The 22,117-nt window shown below is 66.7% G+C and carries 16 protein-coding genes and 1 tRNA gene; 7 read left to right on the forward strand and 10 right to left on the reverse strand.

All coding sequences use genetic code 11. The features are described 5' to 3' along the window. Nucleotides 1-62 precede the first annotated feature (62 nt). The gene (locus L1081_RS10725) at nt 63-584 is read left to right on the forward strand and encodes an Lrp/AsnC ligand binding domain-containing protein (RefSeq protein ID WP_489416401.1); all 522 of its coding nucleotides are present in this window, start codon (nt 63-65) and stop codon (nt 582-584) included. A gap of 31 nt (nt 585-615) precedes the next feature. Here L1081_RS10725 and L1081_RS10730 read toward each other — a convergent pair whose 3' ends face one another. The 6 genes from L1081_RS10730 to L1081_RS10755 form a co-directional block, all read right to left on the reverse strand. Further along, entirely contained in the window at nt 616-1,626 is a 1,011-nt protein-coding gene (locus L1081_RS10730) for a methyltransferase domain-containing protein (protein WP_489416402.1), read from the reverse strand. A 270-nt stretch (nt 1,627-1,896) separates the two neighbouring features. Then, nucleotides 1,897-2,811 (reverse strand): LysR substrate-binding domain-containing protein, encoded by a 915-nt coding sequence (locus L1081_RS10735; RefSeq protein WP_489416403.1) that lies wholly within the window; start codon nt 2,809-2,811, stop codon nt 1,897-1,899. 36 nt (nt 2,812-2,847) lie between these two features. Beyond that, on the reverse strand, nt 2,848-3,654 hold the full coding sequence (locus L1081_RS10740) for an oxidoreductase (protein ID WP_489416404.1): 807 nt from the start codon (nt 3,652-3,654) through the stop codon (nt 2,848-2,850). Between the two features lie 41 nt (nt 3,655-3,695). Beyond that, a complete protein-coding gene (locus L1081_RS10745) occupies nt 3,696-6,773 on the reverse strand; it encodes an efflux RND transporter permease subunit (protein WP_489416405.1) in 3,078 nt (1,025 codons plus the stop codon). Continuing rightward, entirely contained in the window at nt 6,770-7,885 is a 1,116-nt protein-coding gene (locus tag L1081_RS10750) for an efflux RND transporter periplasmic adaptor subunit (protein WP_489416406.1), read from the reverse strand. Before L1081_RS10750 ends, L1081_RS10745 begins: the two co-directional genes overlap by 4 nt. An 84-nt stretch (nt 7,886-7,969) precedes the next feature. Then, nucleotides 7,970-8,587: a TetR family transcriptional regulator gene (locus tag L1081_RS10755; protein WP_489416407.1), complete on the reverse strand. Its 618-nt coding sequence runs from the start codon at nt 8,585-8,587 to the stop codon at nt 7,970-7,972. Nucleotides 8,588-8,691: 104 nt separating this feature from the next. Here L1081_RS10755 and L1081_RS10760 point away from each other — a divergent pair, with 104 nt between their 5' ends. The 6 genes from L1081_RS10760 to L1081_RS10785 all read left to right on the forward strand — a co-directional run bounded on the left by L1081_RS10760 (nt 8,692) and on the right by L1081_RS10785 (nt 18,214). Next, complete coding sequence (locus L1081_RS10760) at nt 8,692-10,155, forward strand: efflux transporter outer membrane subunit (RefSeq protein ID WP_489416408.1); 1,464 nt, start codon at nt 8,692-8,694, stop codon at nt 10,153-10,155. A gap of 436 nt (nt 10,156-10,591) precedes the next feature. Beyond that, nucleotides 10,592-12,766 carry a TonB-dependent siderophore receptor gene (locus L1081_RS10765; RefSeq protein WP_489416409.1) on the forward strand — a complete coding sequence of 725 codons (2,175 nt, stop codon included), beginning with the start codon at nt 10,592-10,594 and terminating at the stop codon, nt 12,764-12,766. 91 nt (nt 12,767-12,857) lie between these two features. After that, the gene (locus tag L1081_RS10770; protein ID WP_489416410.1) at nt 12,858-14,036 is read left to right on the forward strand and encodes a PepSY domain-containing protein; all 1,179 of its coding nucleotides are present in this window, start codon (nt 12,858-12,860) and stop codon (nt 14,034-14,036) included. A gap of 27 nt (nt 14,037-14,063) precedes the next feature. Continuing rightward, a complete protein-coding gene (locus L1081_RS10775; RefSeq protein ID WP_489416411.1) occupies nt 14,064-14,651 on the forward strand; it encodes a sigma-70 family RNA polymerase sigma factor in 588 nt (195 codons plus the stop codon). Continuing rightward, the gene (locus L1081_RS10780) at nt 14,648-15,685 is read left to right on the forward strand and encodes a FecR domain-containing protein (protein ID WP_489416412.1); all 1,038 of its coding nucleotides are present in this window, start codon (nt 14,648-14,650) and stop codon (nt 15,683-15,685) included. The genes L1081_RS10775 and L1081_RS10780 overlap by 4 nt, the downstream gene beginning before the upstream one ends. Nucleotides 15,686-15,808: 123 nt before the next feature. Continuing rightward, nucleotides 15,809-18,214 carry a TonB-dependent siderophore receptor gene (locus tag L1081_RS10785; protein WP_489416413.1) on the forward strand — a complete coding sequence of 802 codons (2,406 nt, stop codon included), beginning with the start codon at nt 15,809-15,811 and terminating at the stop codon, nt 18,212-18,214. Between the two features lie 440 nt (nt 18,215-18,654). Here L1081_RS10785 and L1081_RS10790 read toward each other — a convergent pair. The 4 genes from L1081_RS10790 to pheT all read right to left on the reverse strand — a co-directional run bounded on the left by L1081_RS10790 (nt 18,655) and on the right by pheT (nt 22,115). Beyond that, nucleotides 18,655-18,731, reverse strand: a tRNA-Pro gene (locus L1081_RS10790). Between the two features lie 26 nt (nt 18,732-18,757). Then, nucleotides 18,758-19,231, reverse strand: coding sequence for a MerR family transcriptional regulator (locus L1081_RS10795; RefSeq protein WP_489416414.1), 474 nt, complete (start codon nt 19,229-19,231; stop codon nt 18,758-18,760). Between the two features lie 65 nt (nt 19,232-19,296). Beyond that, on the reverse strand, nt 19,297-19,668 hold the full coding sequence (locus L1081_RS10800; protein ID WP_012747012.1) for an integration host factor subunit alpha: 372 nt from the start codon (nt 19,666-19,668) through the stop codon (nt 19,297-19,299). 5 nt (nt 19,669-19,673) lie between these two features. Continuing rightward, the gene (gene pheT, locus L1081_RS10805) at nt 19,674-22,115 is read right to left on the reverse strand and encodes a phenylalanine--tRNA ligase subunit beta (protein WP_489416415.1); all 2,442 of its coding nucleotides are present in this window, start codon (nt 22,113-22,115) and stop codon (nt 19,674-19,676) included. Nucleotides 22,116-22,117: the final 2 nt, after the last annotated feature.

The raw sequence follows: 22,117 nt of genomic DNA on the forward strand, positions 1-22,117 counted from the left end.
AGTGTTTCTTCAATACACTGGCGCAGACCCTTGTTTGAAGAAGAATCCTCTCGGAAATCGCGATGAACGCTGATTCTGTTTCTCTTGACGAGCATTGCCTCAAGATCCTTTCTGCACTGCAGCACGACGGACGACAGACCGTGCAGCAGATTTCCGAGGCCGTCGGGCTCTCGCCCACGCCGTGCTGGAAGCGCATCAGGGACATGGAGGCGGCCGGCGTCATCCGCGGCTACACGGCCTTGATCGACCCCGAGCTGGTGGGCCTGCATGTCTCGGCCGTGGCGGAAGTGAACCTCGACCGGCATAGCGAGGCGATGGTTCAGCGCTTCGAAGAGGTAGTGGCCGCGTGCCCGCAGATCATCCGCTGCGTGTCGGCCACCGGGCCGGCGGACTACATCCTCAACGTGACCGTGCCGGACATGAAGCACTACGAGCGCTTCCTGCACGAAGTGCTTTTCAGCCTGCCGGGCGTCACGCACGTACGCTCGAGCATCGTGCTGCGCGAGATCAAGTCGGAAGTGGCGCTGCCGATCGGGCATTTGTTGCCTGCGAAGGCCGGCGCGCCCAGGACGCAGCGCACGTAGGCACTGCGCCTTCGTAAAAAAGGCCAAGCATTTATTGAAGTGTTCGTCGCAACGCACGCAGCGGCGCTGTGAGGCGCCACGATTTCGACGTCTGGTGGGCCTTCAACTCGTGACGAACGGCATTCAGGGTGCGTTCAATTTCCGCTACCCGGGCGTTTGCCGCTTTCAGTTCCGAGGTTTTCGCCTGAACTTCGACTTTCAGCTTTGCCACGCGCTCGGCGAGGTCAGGCATTGGCGGAGTCAAGCCCTCTTGTATCCGCTTCCAACTGTCAGCGATGGCTTCAGGATCGGTTGAGGGGCGCAAAAACACTGAGAATTCAAGCGAGTTGTACGGGGTGTCGCAAAACCCGGCGCACTCGAAATCCAGCAGCCCATACCGGGCCGCCTCAATCATCAGGGCCGCGCAGCTTTGCGGCGTGAACACCCAACAATGAACGTCGTGATAGTTCTCCGTGGTCAACGCATCCTGCACGATGCCCATGGCCGCCTCGAACGAGTGGCAATGTTCGAGCTGTGATGGATCGAGCGGCCCTTTCCATGCCTCGTTGACATCGACATGCCGCGCATACGCAACGTGATCGAAGATGTTGGCCGGTAGCGGTCTTCTGGCACGGCGCGCATATGCATCGATCAGGTCCTGCAATGCAGTTTCTCGGCGCACGTAGTCGAACGTAAACCTTTTGTCGGGAACGACAAGGCGGATCTGGCCTCCTGGCTTGAGCACCGCGCGAAGTTCTTTCAACCAGGTAATGAGATCGGGAACGTGCTCCACGACATGCGAAGCAATGACATAGTCGACTTGGCGCCCTGCACATTCGAGCAAGGTATTGGCGCCCCAAACCGCATCGACTTCCACGATCTGATTCACGTCGATGCCGTGCCCGACACGATACTTTTCTCGTAGCGCTTCGGTATCGACGTGATCAACGTAGACGACATCTGTTTCTGACTTGTGGAAAAAGGGGCTGCACAGAGCTCCTATTTCAAGGACGGTTGAACCGGGCGTCGGGATGCCCGCCCGCACGATGTCTCGAATATTCAAAGCTGCCTCCTCGCCAAGAAGGTCGAGCTGCGATTTTGGCGCGGTTGGCTCGGCCGAACGTCGCGCGTTTCGACTTCTCACATCCCGCGTGCGTCAGCCCACACGGCGGGCACCGATCCGCGACAACGGCGGCTCCCTGCGGCATCTCGCCTTTCGTGGTGGCGACCGGTTCGCTCGTCACTGGCCCGATGTCACCCGGCTGGATGCCGCTGGCTTCGTCGGTCGACGAAGGCCTGTTTCTCGGAGAGGTCGAATCCCGTCCGGGACAACTCACTGCGAGTCGGTCCTGGCCTGCAAACCTGCAGGCTTCAACCGGCTCGAAAGAAAATCGAGCAGCGCCCGGTGCACAGCGGTACTGTGCCGGCGCTGCAGGTACACGGCGGACAGCCACATATCGCTGCGGACGAATTCCGACAAGACGGGCACCAGCCGACCGCTCTCGACATAGGGTTTCAGCATGACCGACGGCAGATAGACGACGCCAGCCCCCAACAATGCAGCCTGGATCAGGGGGCCAGCTTCCGTGGCATCCAGCCTTCCACGGATCGCGACTTCGACTGGCTGGCCGTCGGCCTTGAAGTGCCACTTCGGCAGCGGATTCAGATGGGTACTGAACAGCGCTGCGTGTTGCGAAAGCTCATCGGGATGAACAGGCACGCCATGCTTGCGCCAGTACACCGGGGCTGCGCAGACGCTGAGTTCCATGGCCACCAGCTTTCGAACAATCAGGTTTTCGTTGGCTGAAGCGCCGAAGCGAAGCGCGATGTCGATGCCCTCTTCTGCAAGATCGACCATGCGGTTCGTGAGCACAAGACTGATGCTGACCTCCGGATAGTGGCCAAGAAAGGTGTTGATCAGCGCCGGCAGTTCTGTCAGCTCCATGCCGAGCGGTGCCGAAATGCGCAGCCGCCCGCTCGGGACCCGCGCGCGGTCTTGAAGTTCGGCGCGTGTCACGTCGGCCAGTTCCAGTATTGGCCTGCTCCTGTCGAGCAGCAGCAGGCCTGCGTCCGTGAGGCTGACGGCGCGATTGGTCCGGTTCAACAGCCGCACGCCGAAGCGGTGCTCGAGGGCCGCGATGTACTTGCTGACGGTCCCCCGCGACAGCGCCAGGTGCTTGGCGGTGCGGGAGAAGCTTCCGGAAGAGGCCACCTCGCTGAAGGTGCGCAGGAGATCCAGGCTGTCCATGATGTTCTCCTACAAGGGCTTTCGTCCGGTCGATGTTCAGGCGAGGCCGAGTTTTTTTCTCAGGCTCGCGTCCACCGGTCCCGCAGGCATGAAGCGGCGCAGCTTCGTCAGCAACGACGCCTCCCCCGGCGGCGTGCAGCGCATGCGCCATGGGCCGAGCGCCGCCTCGACGATGGTGCCCGCCACGCGGTGCGGCTCGGGCGCACTGGCCACGCTGTCGGCCACGGAGAGCGCCACCAGATCGCGTTCGCGGTCATAGCCCGCGATTCGCGCCTTGGTGCGCGGTGCGTTGGCATCGAGGTTGGTCCGGGTGAAGGCCGGTTGCACCAAGGTCGCGCGAATGCCGAATTGGCGCACCTCGTGGTCCAGCGACTCCGACAGCCCTTCCACCGCGTGCTTGGTGGCCGCATAGAGGCCCATGTACGGAGCCGGAAGCACACCGAGCACCGAGCTCACGTTGACGATCCGCCCGCGGCGCTGCTGGCGCATGTATGGCAGCACGGCGCGCGTCGTGCGAAGCAGGCCGAAGACGTTGGTGTCGAACAGCTCCGCAGCCTCGGCCGTCGCGGTTTCCTCGACCGCGCCGATCATCATCATTCCCGCGTTGTTGACCAGCACGTCGATGCGCGTGGCCTGCTCGATGATGGATTCGATGCCCGCCTGAACCGAGCCTTCTTCGCGAACGTCCATCTCGACGAACTCGACACCGGGCAGCGCAGGTGCCTTGCGCAGGTCGCGCACGGTGCCGAACACGCGGCAGCCTCGCGCCACGAACATTTCTGCAGCGGCGCGCCCGATGCCCGAGGACGCGCCGGTCACGACAACAACTGATGAACTCGACATGGCAATTCCTTCGATCTCTTGATGAATGGTGATGAGGCGCGTCAGTGCGCGGGCTGGGCGGCGTTGCCGGGTTTGATCCTGAACCAGATCGAATACATCGCCGGCAGGAACACCAGCGTGAGGATCGTCCCCGCGAAGGTGCCGCCGATCAGCGTGTAAGCCAATGCGCCCCAGAACACCGAATGCGTCAGCGGAATGAACGCGAGGATCGCCGCCAGCGCCGTCAGGATCACGGGCCGCGCACGCTGCACGGTCGCCTCGACGACCGCATGGAACGGATCGAGCCCCTCCTGCTGGTTGTGATGGATCTGCCCGAGCAGGATCAGCGTGTTGCGCATCAGGATGCCCGACAGCGCGATGAGCCCGACGAGCGCATTGATGCCGAAGGGCTGCTGGAACAGCAGCAGGGTCGGCACGACGCCGATCAGCCCGAGCGGGCTCGTGAGGAACACCATGACCATCGCGGAGATCGAGCGCACCTGGAAGATGATGATGAGCAGCGTGATCGCCAGCATGATGGGAAAGAGCGGCAGCATCGCCGCGGTCGCCTTCTCCGATTCCTCGATGGAGCCGGCCTGGACGATGCGGTAGCCGGCCGGCAGCTTCTGCACCAGGGGCTGCAACTGCGCGGTGATCGCGGCCGATACGTCGGGCGGCTGCAGCCCGTCGGCGATGTCGCCCTGCACCGTGATCGTGGGCATGCGGTCGCGCCGCCGCATCACGGGTTCTTCCATGCGCACCTCGACCTCGCCGACCTGCGACAGCGGAATGCGCTGGCCGCCGGCACCGGCGAGCGTGAAGTCCGCAAGCTTCGCGGGATCGAGCCGGGTGCTGCCGGCCGAACGGGCCACCACCTGCACGGTGCGGATGTCCTCGCGCACGGTGGTCACCGGCGCGCCGCTCAGGAGGAACTGCAGTTGCTGCGCCACGGCGCTGGAGCTCAGCCCCACGGCCTGCAGGCGGTCCTGCTTCAGGGTGAAGTGCAGCGTGGGCGTGCGGGTGCCCCAGTCGGTGTTGACGGTGCGCATCATCGGGCTGGCATCCATCACCTGCCGCACCTCGGCCGCGATCCTGCGCAGCTCGTTCGCATCGGGCCCGGAGACACGGTAGGCCACGGGGAACGGCGAGTACGGGCCGAACACGAGTTGCGTCACGCGCACCCGCGCCTCGGACGCGAGGCCGTCGGCAATGGCCTGGCGCAAGCGGTGCTTCAGCGCCTCGCGCTCCTCCTGGCTGGCCGTGCGCACCACGATCTTGGCGAACGACGGGTCGGGCAGTTCGGGCCCCATCGCGAAGTAGAAACGCGGCGCGCCCTGCCCGATGTACGAGGTGACGATCTGGGCCTCCGGCTGCGTGGAGAGCCAGGTCTCGACCTTGGCCGTGGCATCGCTGGTCTGCGTGATGGAGCTGCCGTAGGGCATCTGCACCTCGACCAGGACTTCGGGGCGGTCGGAGATCGGAAAGAACTGCTTCTTGACCACGCCCATGCCGAGGATCGACACCACGAAGAGGCCGACGACCGCGCCCGCCACCAGCCACTTGCGCGCGATGACGCGCGCCAGCACGCCGCGCAGCCGGTTGTAGCGCGGCGTGCCGTAGATCGCGGCATGGCCGCCTTCGATCCTCTTGAAGTTGGGCAGCAGCTTGACGCCCAGGTACGGTGTGAACACCACGGCGACCACCCACGATGCGATCAGCGCGATGCCGACGATCCAGAACATGTTGCTCGTGTACTCGCCCGCGGTCGACGGCGCGAAGCCGTTGGGCATGAAGCCGACCGCGGTGACCAGCGTGCCCGAGAGCATCGGCGCCGCCGTGTGGCTCCAGGCGTAGGCGGACGCGGCCACATGGCTGTAGCCCTCCTCGATCTTCACCACCATCATCTCGATGGCGATGATGGCGTCGTCCACCAGCAGGCCGAGCGCGAGGATCAGCGAGCCGAGCGTGATGCGGTCGAAGTTCTTGGCTGTAGCGGCCATCACCACGAAGACCACGGCCAGCGTCAGCGGCACCGCGGCGGCCACCACGAGGCCCGCGCGCCAGCCCATGCTCAGGAAGCTCACCAGCATGACGACCAGCAGGGCCGCAAAGAACTTGACCATGAACTCATCGACCGACGCGCTGATGTTCACCGACTGGTCCGTGACCTTGGTGAGGCCAAGGCCCAGCGGCAGCTCGGCGTTGATGGCGCGGGCTTCCACGTCCAGCGCCTTGCCCAAATCGAGCCCGTTCCAGCCTTCGCGCATGACCACGCCGATCAGCAAGGCAGGCTCGCCGCCGTTGCGGATCATGAAGGTGGCCGGGTCTTCGTAGCCGCGCCTGACCGTGGCCACGTCCGACAGCTTCAGGGTGCGGCCCTGCGCGACCACGGGCGTGTCGCGGATCTTCTGCAGCGTGTCGAAGGCGCCGTCCAGCCGAATGAACACCTGCGGGCCGCTGGTTTCCACCGAACCAGCCGGGCTCAGCGCGTTCTGGCTGTTGAGCGCGGCGAACACGTCCTGCGGCCCGATGCCCAAGGTCGCCAGCCGGTCGTGCGCGAACTCGACGTAGATGCGCTCCGACTGCTCGCCCGCGATGTTGACCTTCTTCACGCCCGGCACATGCAGCAGCCGCTGGCGCAGCGTCTCGGCGTCGCGCACCAGCACGCGCTGCGGTTCTCCCTTGGCCTTGAGTGCGAACAGGGCGAAGGTGACGTCCGCGTACTCGTCGTTGATCATCGGCCCGATCACGCCAGACGGCAGGTTGCCCGCTTCGTCGCCGACCTTCTTGCGCGCCTGGTAGAACTCTTCCTGGACCTTGGAGGGCGGCGTGCTGTCCTGCAACGTCAGCGTGGTGAAGGCCAGGCCAGGCCGCGTGTAGGTCTCTGCGCGGTCGTAGTAGCGCAGCTCCTGCAGGCGCTTCTCGAGCTTCTCGGCGACCTGGTCCTGCATCTCCTGCGCCGTGGCGCCGGGCCAGGCCGTGATGATGGTCATCACCTTGATCGTGAAGGCCGGATCTTCCGCGCGGCCGAGCTTGAAGAACGCGACCAGCCCTGCCAGCGAAATCAGGCAGATCAGGAACAGCGTGATGGATCGCTCGCGTACGGCCAGCGCCGAGAGATTGAAGCGGCCTTCGCTCATGGGCGGGCTCCGCCCGCCACGGTGGTCGCGGCCGGGGCCGCGACACGCACCTTCTCGCCTTCGCGCAGCAGGTGCGCGCCGAGCGCGACCACCTGGTCGCCCTGCTTGAGCTGCCCGGCCACCAGCGCACGTTCGCCATCCAGGCGCTCGACCGCCACCGGCTGCCAGCGCACGGTTGATGGATCGCCACCGATGACCCAGACGCCTGTCGCCTTGCCCGTGTCGAACAGCGCGGCGATCGGCACCTGGACGCCCCCTGCCGGTACGGACTTGCCGTCCGCGATATCAACCGTCACCGTCGCGCCCAGCGGTGCGTTGGCGAGCGCGCCATCGAGCACGTAGCGCGCCTCGAAGGTGCGCGTGAGCTTGTCGGCTGCATCGGAGAGCTGCCTGAGCTTGACGGGCACGGCAGCGCCTTCCTTGCCGAACAGCGTAGCCTGCCCGCCGGAGCCGATGGCCGGGCGCAGCGTTTCGGGCAACTGCACCACGGCCTCCCTGCGCCCGGCCTGCGCCAGGCGGACCACCGGTTGACCGGCGCTGACGACCTGGCCAGGCTCGGCCAGCGTCTCGAGCACCGTGCCGTCCGCATCGGCAACGAGTTCCGAATAGCGATTCGAATTGCGCGCGACCTCGGATTGCGCTTCGGCTGCACCGAGTTGGGCCCGCGCGGCATCCGCCGCGGCCTTGGCCTGGTCGTATGCCGAGACCGAAATGGCGCCGGTGCCGCGCAGATCGCGAAAGCGCGCTTCTTCGTCGCCGGCCTGCTTCGCGCGCGCCCGCGCAGCGCTGACGGCCTCCTGCTGCGCACGCGCCGCCAGCCTCAGGTCGACCGGGTCGATGCGCATGAGCAGTTGCCCACGCTTGACCGTCTGGCCTGCGTCGACCGGGCGCTCCAGCACCTTTCCGGAGACGCGAAAGCCCAGGTCGCTTTGAACCCGCGCGGCTACGGTGCCGGTGAATGAACGCGATGCGGGCGCGGCGGCCTGGACCGTGGCGGCGCGCACCAGCGGCGTCTGGGTGCGCGGATCGGGCGGGGTCTTGTCGTCGCAGGCGGCCAGCGCGAACGGCAAGGCGCAGACGAAGGCGGATGTAAGGAGGCGGCGCGTGTGCATGAGGGGCCCATTGGCGAATCGATCAGGGCCCCGATTTTGATAACAGTGACCAATTTAGTCAATAGTCACATATAAATTAATATTTCAAGGCGACAAGCTGCGCAGCACCAGGCCCGACAACTGGGCCGGCGCCTGGTCCGTGTAATGTGAGCTGAGTTGCAGGATCACGGGGTTGACGTAGGGGTGCATGACCAGGTAGATGGCCGCTGCCGTCTCGTCGATTGGCGTCTTGCGCTCGAAGTCGCCGGACTCGCGCCCCTGCCGCAGCAGCTCGAGCAGCATCTGCCGAATGCACTCTTCATGGGCAATGGCCGACGGCCAGCGCTCTTTGGCCGCCGAGATCGCGATCTCGTAGAGCTTGCGGTCCTGGAAGGACAGCCGAAGGCCCGAATCGACAATGGCCTTGAACATGCGGCGCAGTTTCTCGGGCGGGCTTTCGACCCCGTCGACCGCCGCGCGGATGTCCGCCTGGATCTCGCGCAGGCAGTTCGAGCAGATCATTTCGCCGATTGCCTGCTTGGACTCGAAGAACTTGTAGATGTAGGCCTTGGAGAAGCCGATGGCCTTGGCAAGGTCGGAAACCGTGGTCTTCTCGTAGCCGTACTGGCTGAAGTGCTCGGTGGCCGCGACGACGATCTGCGCGCGCACGTCGTGGTCGGCCGCCCCCCGCGCGGCAGGCGGAGAAGAAGTTGCATTGTTCATGCCGGGAGCTTAGCGCCTGGACAAACAAACGACAACAAGTGACCAAATTGAATTATAGTCACTCACTTCCTTTTGGTTTTCCGTCCGCCGCCCGGAGTACTCCCATGTCCCCACGTACGCTTGCCCTGCCCCTGCTGTTCAGCCTCCTCGCAGGCTGTGCCGTGGGGCCCGACTATGTCCGGCCTGTCCCAGCCCTGCCCGACCGCTTCATCGGCGAGGCCGCGCTCGGCCAGCGATCGGCCACCGCCAACGCCGAGCTGGCGGCATGGTGGAGCGGCTTCGGCGATGCGCAGCTGGCCCGCTATGTCGAACAGGCGCTGAAGCAGAACCTCGACCTTGCGCAGGCCTCCGCCCGCGTGGCGCAGGCCCGGGCCGGGCTCGGAGCGGCGAATGCGGCGCTGCTGCCTTCGGGCAATCTCGGCGCGCAGGCCGCCAGGGCCTACCAGTCGGTGGAAACGCCGCTGGGCCAGGTGCTGAACGCGCAGCCGGGTTTCGACCGCTACGGCAACGCCTATGAAGCGAACCTCGGCGCCAGCTGGGAGCTGGACATCTTCGGCGGCCTGCGCCGGGGACGCGAGGCCGCGCTGGCCGACTACCAGGCATCGGAGGCCGGCGCGGCCGCCACACGTCTGGCAGTGGCCGCGCAGACCGCCGACATTTACATCACCCTGCGCGGCCTGCAAGCCCGCCTGGACATTGCACGCCGGCAAGCCGCAACGCAGCAGGAACTGGTGTCGAAGATCGATCTGCGCTACGGCAAGGGGCTGGCCGCAGAGCTGCAGTTGCGCCAGGCCGAAGGTGCGCTGGCGCAGGTCCGCGCGTCGGTGCCTGCGCTCGAGGCAGGCGAGGCCGCGGCCATGAATGCGCTCGACGTGATGCTGGGCACGGCGCCGGGCGCGCACCGCGCCGAACTGGCCACGGCAGCAGCCATTCCCGTTGCACCAGGCATCGGCGCCGCCGGATCGCCCGCCGAGCTGCTGCGGCGCCGGCCCGACCTGATCGCCGCCGAGCGACGCCTTGCGGCATCGAACGCCCGCATCGGCGTGGCCGTGGCCGAGTACTACCCGAAGCTGTCGCTGGGGGGAACGCTCGGCAGCGCCACGTCGGTGGCCAGCGGCAATCTGTTCACCGGGGGCGCGAGCCAGGCCGCGGCCCTGCTCGGCCTGCGCTGGCGGCTGTTCGACTTCGGGCGCATCGATGCGCAGATCGAACTTGCCAAGGGGCAGGACGCGGAGCTGCTCGCGGCCTACCGGCTCGCTGCGCTGCGTGCCACCGAAGATGTGGAGAACGCCTTTTCCGCCCTGGTCAAGCGCGAGGAACAGGCCGCCCTGCTCGCGCAGGGAGAGGCATCGCTCGGCCGTGCGCGAGGGGCATCGTTCGCGGCCTATGAGCGAGGTGTGGTCAGCCTGATCGAAGTGCTGCAGGCGGACGAGAGCCTGCTGCGCGTAGCCGACGCGAGAGCGCAAGCGCAAACGGAATCGGCGCGTGCGGCGGTCGGTGCATTCAAGGCCCTGGGTGGTGGCTGGCAGGTCGAGCCCAACAGGACGGCGGCAATCGGGTCGCATTGAGATCGCGGATGCGATCGAGCGCAGGCTCACGTCGGGATTTGCGTAGCGCCACTGCTGTGCGGCCTACAGAGCCATCCAGACGAGCAGCACGACCGTCGCTGCCAGCGCAATGACCATGGGGAGCATCTGAACCCTCCGCCTCTCGAAGCATGCCGCCGGGATGAAGCGCTCCGGCGCGCCGCGCCGCTGTTGTCTTGTTGCAACGAGTGTGATTCTTTCGTACTCATTGCTTTACGGCCTCTTTACAATCCAGCCCGCCGCATTCAGCGGCCGTCACTGGGCGTCGCCGACGGAGTTCATTTCCGTCTCGCGGCCCCGCCTCACCCAGATTTTTCAAGGCAAGGCACGGCATTGGCACTTCGTCCGCAGGGACCAGTCGCCATGGCGTGTACGGCCGTGCTGCCGCGGCACCGCCCGACTAGAAAAACTGGACAACATGACGTCTTCCTCCAATACCTCGCGCCCGCTGTGGCCCCTTTCCCTTTTGGCCGGAGCCGCCCTGGCATCGTTCTCCGGCGCCGTTCTGGCGCAGAACGCACCCGCCGGCAGCCCACCCTCGACCCTGAAGGAAGTGACCGTCAACGCCGAGGAGGACAAGGGCTACGCTCCGGCCGCCGCCAGCACCGCCACCAAGGGCAGCGCGCCGCTGCGCGACGTGCCGCAGGCCATCAATGTGCTGTCCGAGCAACTGCTGCGCGACCAGGGCGCAACCTCCATGCAGGACGCGCTGCGCAACGCGCCAGGCGTGAGCTTCAACCACGGTGACGGCCAGCGCGACCAGGTCGTGATCCGCGGCTTCAGCGCGATTTCCGACTGGTTCGTCGACGGCGTGCGCGATGATGCGCTGTACTTCCGCGACCTGTCCGATACCGAGCGCATCGAGGTGCTCAAGGGGCCGGCGGCCGTGCTCTACGGCCGCGGCTCCTCAGGCGGACTGATCAACCGCGTGACCAAGAAGCCGGTGTTCGGCGAACGCTTCGGCGAGGTCTCGGTCGGGCTGGGCAGCCACGGCTACAAGCGCGCCACGGCCGACCTGAACACGCCCATCGGCGAGAACATGGCCTTCCGCCTCAACGTGGCGCGCGAGAAGTCCGACAGCTACCGCGACCAGCAGCTCACCGACCGCTACAACATCGCGCCATCGCTGGCGCTCAAGTTCAGCCCGCAGACCGACCTGCTGCTGCAGTACACGAACCTGCGTGACCAGCGCCTGACGGACTTCGGCATTCCGGCGCTCAACGGCCGCCCGGTCGACGTGCCCATCGGCGCCTACTACGGCTCCGCACACGGCCAGCGCGACGACACCGTGACCAGCAAGGTCCAGACCTTCACCGCGACGCTGAACCATCGCTTCAGCGACGCGCTGAGCCTGCGCAACACCATGCGCTACTCGAGCTATCACCTCGACCGCAACAACACCCTGCCCAGCGGCACCACCGACCCGGTGCGCATGACCGTCGGCCGCACGCGCGGCTTCGTCGATCGCGACGAGAGCGGCTGGTTCAATCAGACCGACCTGACCTGGCGCAACGAGCTCGGTGGCTTCAAGCAGGAGTGGCTGATCGGCGCCGAGTTCGGCGTACAGCGCAAGCGCCTGTACAGCGTGTCCTCGGCCACCGGGGCCCAGCGGGTGAGTCTTTTCAACCCAGTGGCGGACCCGCTGCCGATCCCTGTCGCCAGCTATCTCGCAGACAGCGCGATTCCGAGCAACAGCGAATTCAACACCGCGGCGCTGTACTTCCAGGACCAGATCACGCTGGCGCCGCAATGGAAGGCGCTGATCGGCGGGCGCTACGACGTGTTCAAGCAGGACACCAGCTTCGAGCGCAAGCTCACGCCGCTGGACCGCACCGACCGCAAGTTCAGCCCGCGCGCCGGCCTGGTGTGGCAGCCCGACGCCGTGCAGTCCTACTACGTGTCGTACAGCCGTTCGTTCCAGCCCTCGGGCGAGAACTTTGCCCTATCCACCAGCAACCTCGACAGCGCGCCCGAGATCACGGTCAACAAGGAGATCGGCGCCAAGTTCGACTTCCTGGACGGCAAGCTGAACTTCACGACCGCGCTGTTCAACCTGGAACGCTCAGGCATCAAGAACACCGACCCGAACAACCCACGCCGCCAGATCAACGTGGGCACGCAGCGCACCAACGGCCTGGAACTCGCGCTCAACGGCCGCCTGCCGGGCCGCTGGGACGTGAGCGCGGGCTATGCGTATCTCGATGCCAAGATGACGAAATCGCTCGCCACCATGAACTCGCTGCAGCTGCCGGTCGGCGCCGCGATTCCCGTGCAGGGCAAGACGGCCGCGCTCACGCCGCGCCACTCGGCCTTCATCTGGGCCATGAAGGACCTCGGCCACGGCTTCAGTGCCGGCGGCGGCCTGAACTACGTCGGCGCGCGCTATGCCACGCTGAGCAACCTTGTGACGCTGCCCTCCTACCTGACCGCGGACCTCGCGGCCAGCTACAAGACCGAGCGCTACGAAATCGCACTGAACCTGAAGAACGTCGCGAACCGCAAGTACTACGTCTCAGCCCATGGCAGCGTGGACAACCTGATCCTGCCGGGACCGGGGCGCGAAGTGCAGCTGACGCTGCGCGCGAAGTTCTAGGCGGCGAAGGCCGAGGCTTTCGGGCGGACCACGGATGATCATGACGCGGAAGTTCTGGTTGGGGGTCCATCGGTACTGCGGCCTGCTTGCCATGGCCCTGCTGCTCGTCATCGCACTGACGGGCAGCATGCTGGCGTTCGAACACGAGATCGACGCCTGGCTCAATCCCGCACTGATGCGCACTGGCCATGGTCGCCCGAGCCTCTCCCCGAACAGGCTGATTTCAATCGTCGAGAACAACGACCCGCGGCTCGAGGTCAGTCTGTTGCCGCTGGACACCAAGCCCGGCGAGTCGCGCGAGTTGCGCGTGACGCCGCGCGTGAACCCGGTGACCGGCACGCCCTGGAAGCTGGACTTCGACCGCCTCTTCGTCGACCCCGCCACCGGCACGGTGCTCGGCCGGCGCCAGTGGGGCGCACCGAAGTGGGACCGCGTCCACCTGATGCCTTTTCTGAATGTGCTGCATCGCAAGTTCCATCTGCCGGGGAAGTGGGGAATGTGGTTGACGGGTGGCGTCGCACTCGCCTGGCTCCTCTCCTCGATTGTGGGAACCTGTCTCACGCTGCCACGCCGATCGGCCCGCAAGGCAGGGGCGGCCACGTTCTGGCAGCGCTGGAAGCCGGCCTGGCAGATCAAGCGCGGCGCCTCGTGGAAGCGAACCAACTTCGACCTGCATCGCGCCGTGGCACTGTGGACGCTGCCGATGGCGCTGATGCTGGCGGTTTCCGGCGTGTACTTCAGCTTGGGCAACGAGGTGTTCCGTCCCATCGTGCGCCTGTTTTCAGCCGTCACCCCGCAGCCCCTGCAGGCGCTGCCGCATCTGGCCACGACCAGGCCGCCGGCGTTTGCCACAGAAGAAGCCATCGAGCATGCCCGGGCCTATCTGCCGCCCGCAGCCCGCTCATTCGTGCCCTGGTACGCGGGCCACAACGCCCAGCTCGGGGTCTACCGCATCGCCTTCAAGGAAGACGGCATGCGCGAGAAGGCATTGCGCGTACGTTATGAGCAGATGTTCATCGACGACCAGACGGGCGAACGCAAGGGCACGAGCGGCTATGACAGCGGCACGGCCGGTGACCGCTTCCTGATCTGGCAATACCCGCTCCATACGGGACGAGTGCTCGGGTGGTGGGGGCGAGCGCTGATCTGTCTCCTGGGCCTGCTGACGGCGGTCCTGTGCATCGCGGGGCTCTTGGTCTGGTGGACCCGCCGCCAGGCCCAGGCTTCAGCGGTGTATTCGCGAAGCCCTCGGATGCAGATGGCCCGGTGACGACTGTTCTCTGGGTATGGTGCACTTTTGTTCGAACGTTATTACCGCGAGTTGCTGAACTTCCTTGCACGCAAGGTCGGTGACCGGGACCTGGCCGCCGACCTCGCGCAGGAAAGCTACGCCCGGGTCTATGCCTCGAAGAGCGCAGAGGTGCTCGAACCGCGCGCGCTGCTGTACACGACGGCGCGCCACCTCGTCACGGACCACCACCGCCGCTCCGCGGTGCGCGCGCAGGTCCATGCCGACCTGCCGCCGAACGACGGCGACGACAACACCGGCAGCGGCCCGGACGCGCCGGGCCCCGAATCGCTGGAGCCCGACGCCTTGCTTGCCGGCCGCCAGCGGCTGGCCGCAGTCGAGCGCGCCGTGGCGCAGCTGGCGCCCCGGCCCCGCGAAGCCTTCGTGCTCTACAAGCTGGACGGACTGAGCCGTGCCGAGGTGGCCGCGAGAATGGGGGTGAGCGTCAAGACGGTGGAAACGCACTTGCAGATTGCCATGGCGGCTTGCCTGCGCCATCTGCAGGCGCTCGACGCCCAGAGCGCGCCCGGCACCTCCGCATCCGGCATCGGCCGTGCTCGCGCGTCTACAAGAAGAAGAGAGAACCACGAACCATGACACCTGCCGCCGATCCGCACGATGCATCGCCGCAGCGCCAGGTGCTGCTCGACTGGTTCATGCGCCGGCATGCGGCGCCATGGACCGACGCCGATGAGCGCACCTTCCAGCACTGGCTGGACGCCGACCGCGGCAATCGCGACGCCTATGCGCGCTGGGAGGCCGACTGGGCGTTGATCGACCGGATGCCGCAGGACGCCGCGGACCGCTTGCGCGCCATGGTCGCCGCCGACCGGATGAGGGACGCTGCGCCCGCCCGTCGCGCACAGCCAGCCCCGCGCCGTCGCGCGCTGATGTCGGGCTTTGCCATGGCAGGCGTCGCGGCAATGGCCGTGGGCGGTGGCTGGTTCGGCTGGGCGCGGTGGCAGGCGCACCCGGTCTACGAACAGGCGTTCGAGACGGCGCGCGGGCGGCAGTCGGAGGTCCGTCTGCCCGACGGCTCCACGCTGCACCTGGAGGCCGCGACCTCGTTGAAGGTCGTGTTCTTCCGGGGACATCGCGAGGTGCGCATGGCCGAAGGGCAGGCCCTGTTCACGGTGCAGCCCGATGCCGCGCGGCCGTTCCGCGTCGAGGCGGGCGGCGTGCGCGTGACGGTGGTCGGCACCCGGTTTTCCGTGCGCAGCACGCCCGCGGTGCCGGGGCGCGAGGCGACGGAAGTGGTGGTGGCGCATGGCAAGGTCCGCGTGGAGCGCATCGCGGATGCCGCCGCCGCGCCGTCGTTCGACCTGGTGGCCGGGCAGCGCGTGGTGATGGGAGCGGTGCCGACGCTCGGCACGATCGCCGCCGACAGCGTGGCGCCCCGGAAGGGCGCGCAACTGAGCTTCAGCAACACGCCGCTCGCGGGCGCGCTGGCCGAAATGGCACGCCATGCGGACCTGGGCATCGTGGCAGTCGATCCGTCCGTGGCGGACCTGCGGCTGACGGGCACCTTCGATCCGCGCGATGCCGCCGCGACGCGCCGCCTGCTGGCCAGCGCCTTGCCGGTGCAACTGGTGGCGGGCAGCCGAGGGTTCGAAGTCAGACCCGCACGCTGAGCGCGCCGATGCCGCGGCTGCTGCGGCAGCCGATTCAAAAAAAACCGGGAAGTGCATCCGGCATCCGTGAGACCGGCGCGTCTACACGGACAGGACCTTTCATTTCTCTGTTTCTGGACCTCTATGAACCGCCTTCTTCCGCCACCGGCGACGCTCGCTCTGGCTCTTTCGCTTGCGTTCTCCGCCACGCCTGCCTGGGCCCAGGGCACCGTGGGCGGCCTGACCTCGACCGAAGCGTTTGAACTGCGCATTCCCGCGCAGCCGCTCGGCGACGCGCTCAATGCATGGGCGCGCCAGACCGGCACGCAGATCGCCACGCCCCAATCGCTGGTCGCAGGCAAGACGGCGCCGGCCGTCGCCGGGCGCCTGACACCGCGCCAAGCCCTCGAGCGGTTGCTGGCGGGCAGCGGGCTGGTGGCCGTTCCGGAAGGGCGGGCCGTCACCTTGCGCAAGGCGGCCGAATCGCCGACAGGCGCAGCGTCGCTCGCCGAAGTGGTGGTGGCCGCCGACTCTCTGCAAGAGACCGCGCGCGGACCGGTCACCGGCTATGTGGCACGCCGCAGCGCCACCGCCACCAAGACCGACACGCCGTTGATCGAGAACCCGCAGTCGGTGTCGGTGATCACCGGCGACGAAATCCAGGACCGAAAGGCCGACTCGCTCGACGAGGTGCTGCGCTACACCGCCGGCGTCACGCCCAACCAGCGCTCGCTGGGCAGCGACGACGCCTCGCTGCTGCGCGGCTTCACGATCGAGACCACGGGCATCCTGCAGGATGGCCTGCGCAACTCGGGCCGCACCTTCGGCGCCACCATCGAACCCTACGGCCTGGAGCGGCTGGAAGTGCTGCGCGGGCCGGCGTCGGTGCTGTACGGGCAGATCCCGCCGGGGGGCCTGGTCAACGCCGTCAGCAAGCGGCCGAGCGTGGACATGGTGCGCGAGGTCGGGGTCGAGTACGGCAGCTACAACCGCCGGCAGCTCAAGGCCGACGTCGGCGGTGCGCTGAACGCGGAAGGCACCTGGCTCTATCGCCTTACGATGCTGGGGCGCGAGGCGAACACACGGCTGGACCACGACCACGACAACCGCCTGTACATCGCACCGGCGCTGACCTGGCAGCCCAATGCCGACACCAAGCTCACGCTGCTCGCGCGCTACCAGAAGGACAACCAGCAGTACGCCTTTCCGAACCAGCTGCAGGTGCCGGGCTGGATGGGACAGGTCGATCCGCGCGTGAACGTCAGCGGCGACGACAACCGCTTTCGCCGCACCAACAAGATGCTGGGCTACGAGTTCGAGCACCGGTTCAACGACACCTGGTCGTTCCGGCAGAACCTGCGCTACACCAACCTCTCCAACGACCGCACCGACATGTTCCCCGTGGGCCTGAGCGAGGGCCGCACGGTGGACCGCTACTTCTGGCCCGTGCAGGCCGATTCGAAGAGCCTGTTCATGGACACGCAGCTGGCGGCGCGCTTTCGCACCGGCCCGCTCGCGCACAACGTGCTGGTCGGGCTGGACTACGCACGAATCCGCAACGCCGACCGCTACCCGCACGAGGCCGGCTTCGTGGAGCCGATCGATCTCTTCAACCCGGTGTACGGCCGGCAGGCCCTGGTGCCTTCGTCGGACCCGAGTGTCGAGCGGCTGCCCGCGCGACAACTGGGCCTGTACCTGCAGGACCAGCTCAAGTGGGACCGCTGGGTGGTCACGGCGGGCCTGCGCCACGACAAGGTGCACCAGTCGAGCACGACGAGCTACCTCGCCACCGGCGAGCACAGCACCGGCCACGACCAGTCGGCCAGCGCGACCACCGGCCGCCTGGGCGCAACGTACCTCTTCGACAGCGGCTGGGCGCCGTACCTCAGCTACGCGACGTCGTTCTCGCCGGAGCTCGGCACCTCGGTCGGAGGCCAGCCGCTCGTGCCGTCGAAGGGACGGCAGGTCGAGGCGGGTGTGCGCTACCAGCCGAACGATCAGAAGAGCAGCTACACGGCCTCGGTGTTCGACCTCGTGCGCCAGAACGTGACCACCTCCGCGCCGGGCAACCCCGGCAAGCTGCTCCAGACCGGCGAGGTGTCTTCGCGCGGCCTGGAGATCGAGGCGCGTGCGGAACTGACCCGTAGCCTGAGCGTGATCGCCCAGTACACCTACCTGCAGACGAAGATCACGCGCAGCAACAACGGCGACGTCGGGCTGCCGCAGCAAGGCGCACCGCGCCACAGCGCATCGGTATGGGCGAAATACGCCTTCATGGTCGGCGAGTCGACCCCTTCGTTCGTCGCGCTGGGTGTGCGCCATCTCGGCAAGATGCGCTCCAACACCGACAACGGCAACGCGAACCTCACGAACCCGCGCTTCACGCTGCTGGACCTGGCCATGGGCTTCGACCGTGGCCCCTGGCGCGTTTCGCTCAACATCAACAACCTCCTGAACAAGCAGGCGTTGTACGACTGCGGCTACCTCGAGGGCATGTGCTATCGCAGCGCGGAGCGCACGGCCACGGTCAACGCCACGTATCGTTTCTGAACAGGAAGGCGCCGATCAGGCGTTCGAAACCTTCGGCTTCCAAGGAGAAGGATTCGCAATCAGGTCTCGCGAACTGCCGCACGCTCTCATGCCCCCTTCCGCGGCGGCCCCTATGCGACAGGGCGCGGCCGACAGCCGGCATACCATCGACTTCAAGTTTCCCGACGGTACCGCCGAGCAACTCGGCATGGCATCGAAAGACGATGCCGCGCGGTTTACCAAGACCCTGAGCACCCTTGCCAAAAGGGTCAAACGGTAGCTACGTCGCGCAGTCGTTTACTGGAGCCCGCCGGTCCCTGCACCGAGATCAATTGATCTTGCAACCCCGGACTTCCTCGGTATGAATGGCACGGCAGCAGGGGGCAGGTCATGAGTGCTCCCCAAACCGCATAAAGAAAAAAGCCGGCTAGCGTTTGCTAACCGGCTTTTTTTACTGTCGTTGGTCGGTGTGAAAGGATTCGAACCTTCGACCCCTTGCACCCCATGCAAGTGCGCTACCAGGCTGCGCCACACACCGAAGCTCTCAATTATAGCCGGCTGAAATCACCGTCCGATGGTCAGCAGCTCACGAATTTCAAAAAGCTCGCGCCGCAGATGCAGCAACTGCGACGGATCGACCGTGCGAGCCGCTGTCCTGGGCTCAGCGTTGGGAGCGCCTTCTTCCTGGTGCAGAGCCGCGTCGAACTCTTCCTGGTCGATCTCGACGGCTTCCATGCCCTCGAGCGGCACCGCGCCGGCCTTACGCCGGTCGCGTTCGCCCTGCACGAGTTCTTGCAGTTTGTTGCGCGCGCCGCTGATGGTGAAGCCCTGGTCGTAGAGCAGGTCACGGATGCGGCGGATCATGAGCACCTCATGGTGCTGGTAGTAGCGCCGGTTGCCGCGCCGCTTCATGGGCCGCAGTTGAGTGAACTCCTGCTCCCAATAGCGCAGCACGTGCGGCTTGACGCCACAGAGCTCGCCAACCTCACCAATGGTGAAGTAGCGTTTGACGGGAATGGGCGGGAGCGTTTTCTCCATTGAAATCAAGACCGTGCGCGGGAAACCTTAGAGATTACTCTACGCACGCGCAGGGCGCCAAGCACTTATTCGGCGCCCAGGCTCCACTCGACCTCGGAAGTGCCGCTCTGCTCGATGCTTCCGTGGATTTGTTCCTTGAGCTTGGCGCTCGCGTGGAAGGTGGCGACGCGGCGCTCGCCAATGGGAATGGCCTCGCCGGTGCGCGGGTTGCGGCCCGGCCGCGGCGCCTTCACGCGGATCTGGAAGTTGCCGAAGCCCGAGATCTTGACGTCGGTACCCTCGATCAGGCTGTTGGCGATGAGGTCGAAAAACGCCTCGACCATGTCCTTGGATTCGCGCTTGTTGAGGCCGATCTGCTCGAACAGCAGGTCTGCCAGATGCGCCTTGGTGAGTGCAGGCGTTTCGAGGGCTTCGAGCGTGAATTCCGCAGCGTTCATTCTCATCAACCTCTCAGGCGTGCGCCGAGTTTGGCGCTCAGTTGTTCGACGATGGCGCGCACGGCCGGTTCCACCTGCTCGTCGGTCAGCGTGGCGCTGTCGTCCTGGAAGCTCAGGCGGACCGCCATGCTCTTTTCTCCTTGCGCCAGGCCGCCGGATGCCGGCACCGCGCCGTCGCGCGCAGGTTGCGGACGATAGATGTCGAACAGCGTGGCGTCGCGCAGCAGCCCTTGCGCCGCTGCCGCCGATTGAATGGCCTGCATCAACGCATTGTGCGTGACGGCTTCGGCCACCACCACCGCAATATCGCGCTCCACGGCCTGGTGCTTGGGCACCGGCTGCGCCACGGGCACGGGCCGCGCGGCGACGGCATCGAGGTCGAGCTCGAACAGCACCGGCGCCAGCGCGAAGTCCCACTTCTGGCGCCAGCGCGGATGCAACTCGCCGATGAAGCCGATGGCCTTGCCGTCGACCAGCACGCGCGCCGAGCGGCCGGGGTGCAGGGCCGGATGCTCGGCCGGCTCGAAGCTGGGCACCCGCGGTGCGAGCAGCGCTTCGACGTCGCCCTTGGCATCGTAGAAATCGACGCGCTGCGGCTTGCCGTCCCAGCGCGCTTCTTCCGCGTCGCCCCAGGCAAGGCCGGCCACGCGCATGGGCTGGTCGACGCCGCGCACGGTGCTGTCGGTGGTGGCCACGCTGTCGTCGCGCATGAACACGCGGCCCACTTCGAATACGCGAACGCGCGGCGCCTTGCGGTCGAGGTTGAACTTGAGCACCTGCAGCAGCGAGCCGAGCAAGGACGAACGCATCACGCTCATCTGGCTGGCAATGGGGTTGAGGAGCTTCACCGGATTGGCATTGCCGGCCAGATCCTGCTCCCAGTGCGCCTCGACGAAGCTGAAGTTGATGGTTTCCTGGTAGCCGAGCGCCGCCAGGCTGCGGCGCACCGCGAAGCGGCTGCGTCGGGCCTCGGGCCGCACACGCGCGGTGATGGGCGCGAGCGGCGCGTTGGTCGGCAGGTTGTTGAAGCCGACCAGGCGCGCGACCTCTTCAATGAGGTCTTCCTCGATCAGCAGATCGAAGCGATGCGGCGGCGGCGTCACGGTCAACGTGCCCTCGCCTTCGCGCAGGGCAAAGCCAAGGCGGCGCAGCGCGTCGGCGCATTGCGCCTGCGTGAGCGGCATGCCGATGACGCGCGCGGCGCGCGCCACGCGCAGCGTGACGGGCATGGCCTCGGGCACGTTCAGGATCTTGTCGTCCATGGCGCCGGCTTGGCCGCCGCAGATCTCGACGATGAGCTGCGTGATGCGCTCGATGATTTCCACCGTGCGGCTCGGATCGACGCCGCGCTCGTAGCGGTGCCCCGCATCGGTCGAGAAGTTGAAGCGGCGCGAGCGGCCCTGGACGGCCTCGGGCCACCAGAACGCGGCCTCCACGTAGATGTTGCGCGTGTCGTCGGACACCGAGGTGGCATCGCCGCCCATGATGCCGGCGAGCGATTCGACGGCCTGGTCGTCGGCAATCACGCCGACCTTGTCGTCCACGCCGATGGTGTTGCCGTTCAGCAGCTTGAGCTGCTCGCCCGCCTTGCCCCAGCGCACCGTGAGGCCGCCGTGGATCTTGTCGAGGTCGAAGATGTGGCTGGGCTGGCCGTACTCGAACATGACGTAGTTCGAGATGTCGACCAGCGGCGTGACGCTGCGCTGACCGCAGCGCGCCAAACGCTCGACCATCCATGCGGGCGTGGCCACCTTGGTGTTCACGCCGCGCACGATGCGGCCCGAGAAACGGCCGCAGAGCTCGGGCGCTTCCACCTTGACCGGCAGCACGTCGGCAAACGATGCGGCCACCGGCGCGATGGCGGGCGTCCTGAGCGGGGCACCGGTCAGCGCCGCGAGCTCGCGCGCCACGCCGTACACGCTCAGGCCGTGCGCGAGGTTGGGCGTGAGCTTGAGCGTGAGCAGCGCATCGTCGAGCTTGAGGACGTCGCGCACGTCCGCGCCAATGGGTGCGTCGGCGTCGAGTTCGAGCAGGCCGCCGTGGTCTTCGCTGAGCTTCAGCTCGCGCGCCGAGCACAGCATGCCCTGGCTTTCGACACCGCGCAGCTTGCCGAGCTTGATGAGAAAGGGCTTGCCGTCTTCACCGGGCGGCAGCTCTGCGCCGACCAGCGCGCAGGGCACCTTGATGCCGACGCGCGCATTGGGTGCGCCGCACACGATGTTGAGCAAGGCGCCCTGCCCCGCGTCGACCTGGCACACACGCAGGCGGTCGGCGTTGGGATGCTGCACGGCTTCCTTGATTTCGCCAACCACGATGCGGCTGAAGGGCGGCGCCACGGGGCGGCGCTCTTCGACCTCGAAGCCGCCCATGGTGAGCGTTTCGGCCAGCTCGGCGCTGCCAAGGGGCGGATTGCAGAACTCGCGCAGCCAGGATTCCGGGAATTGCATCT

The sequence above is a fragment of the Variovorax sp. MSC1_012 genome (assembly GCF_023667525.1).
Taxonomy (GTDB): Bacteria; Pseudomonadota; Gammaproteobacteria; order Burkholderiales; family Burkholderiaceae_C; genus Variovorax; species Variovorax beijingensis_B.